The 1,957-nt window shown below is 61.2% G+C and carries 1 protein-coding gene and 1 pseudogene; one reads left to right on the forward strand and one right to left on the reverse strand.

Annotated elements, in window-relative coordinates; genetic code table 11:
* Positions 1–698: integrase arm-type DNA-binding domain-containing protein (locus EOA24_RS36010; RefSeq protein ID WP_189354522.1), on the reverse strand; the 698-nt coding region annotated here is incomplete at its 3' end.
* 300 nt (positions 699–998) lie between these two features.
* Here EOA24_RS36010 and EOA24_RS36015 point away from each other — a divergent pair.
* Positions 999–1,957: pseudogene (locus EOA24_RS36015) on the forward strand (hypothetical protein); the annotation flags it as partial.

Genomic DNA, 1,957 nt, shown 5'->3' on the forward strand with positions numbered 1-1,957 from the left:
CTGACACGCCAGCCGGAGACCGTGAGGAACCGGATCAGGTCGCCGCAATCGCCCTCAATCTCGGCCAATGCCTTGACGAACTGGGGAAGGTCGCGCTCGTCGAGCCAATCGTCTCGAGCGGTTTCGGTGTTCTTTTTGATGCCTATGCACGGATTATCTTTCCGCCATCCGAGCTCGATTGCTCGACCCATCATGACGGACAGCACGGCCAAGGAGCGGTTGGCGTCGGTCGGGTTTGACCGCTTCCGACGGAAGAAGTCCCGGACCATTTCGCCAGTGATGTCGGCGACGCGCTTGCCCTTGAAATAGGGAAGGATGTTCCGCCTGATCCGGGCGCGGTAGTCCTTGCGGGTTTCGGGCTTCTTCGTAGCAATGTGCGACGTCTCGAAGTCGTCGACCAGATCCTCGAACGGAGGCTGTGCCTTTTTCACCGCTTTGGCAGCGGCAGGGTCGTCACCTTTCTCGATCGCCTGCAAGATCGCCAGTGCTTCTGCCTTCGCCTTCTCGGCGGGGAAGACGGAGAAGTCGCCGATGATGATCTTGCGACGCTTGCGCTTGCCGTCGCGCATCGGCAGCTCTTGGAACACGAGCCAGGTCTTAGAGGAAGACTTGCCATCGGCCTTGCGACGGAGCCGAAGCGCGAAACCTGAAAGCTTGCTGTCGCGGATGATCAGCTCGTCGCGGCCCGCCGGCAGCACGGCCGACTTGACGTAGTTGTCGGAAAGAATGGGCATGGTCGGGTCCCCTCTTGGGTAGCCGTGCGGGTACCCGCGACGTGTCTACGCTTGTCACCTTACGGGAACAAACGGGAACCGTAAACCCTCGGTCTTTCCTTTATTCACAACGGTTGCAGGCGATATGGATACCCAAGGGTGGACGCGCAGGAAATGACTTAAAATCCCTCGATCTCTGATCGTACGGGTTCGATTCCCGTCGTCCGCACCACCCTTTGCTCTTGAGCTTGGGGTGGCGGGCCACACTCTTCGCTCGAACTTCGGGTGGCGGCCCGCGAGCCGGGCAAAGGTTACGCGATCGAAAGCTTTTCCGTGCATCAAATGGTCGAGGCGCGTGGGGAAGAGCTTGGGATGTCGACGATCAAGGCGATTTTTCGCCACACCCCTGCCCCGGTCGTATTCGTCTGGCTGACGCTCAGTGCGGTTCTGAGCCTGCTCCTGTTGCTCGGCAACATGCCCAACGGCGACGTCGACGATCTCATGAAGCTGCATGAAATCAGGCATCTTCTGCACACAGGCAATCCGTTCGACAGAACGCTGACCGGTATCGCCCAGCCCGAGCCCATGATCTCGCACTGGCCCTGGATCGTCGATGCGCCCTATGCGTTGCTGGCCATCGCGCTGGCGCCTTTTGTCGGGATGGGAACTGCTTTATCCGCCGCCGCGTTCACCGTGCCGCTCCTGCTCCTCCTGGCCGCTTTAACCCTGCTTTTCCTCGTGATCAGGGAATTCGAGTTCGACCATCCAGGCGCGGTGCTGATCGTCGCCGCCTTCGCCGGGCTGCCCGCGCTTTCGGAATTCCAGCCCTGGCGCATCGACTACCACAACCTGCAGATGCTCATCCTCCTGGGGGCGGTGCTGCTGACGATCCGTGGCTCGCCGGTTGCCGCCGGATTGAACGGCGCCCTAATGGCTCTGTCCACCGCGATCAGCGCCGAAATGGCGCCGTTCCTTGCTCTTCCGGCCGGCTTCTACGCATTGGTATTCATCGCCGGAACGAAGGATGCAGGCAAGGACCTAGGGGCGTACGGTCTGGCGCTGGCGGCCGCCGGCATTGCCGCATTCTTTGTGGTCGTGGGACCCGACGCCTACAAAAGCGCCGCTTGCGACCGCTATTCGCTTTTGCACCTCACCGCGCTTGCGACTGCCGGCGCCGTGCTTGCAGGTGTCTCGCTGACCAGAGGAATTGGACGCTGGTACATACGCGCCCTGTGCCTTTTGGC

Origin of the sequence: Mesorhizobium sp. M2A.F.Ca.ET.039.01.1.1 (assembly GCF_003998035.1) — a bacterium.
GTDB lineage: Bacteria > Pseudomonadota > Alphaproteobacteria > Rhizobiales > Rhizobiaceae > Mesorhizobium.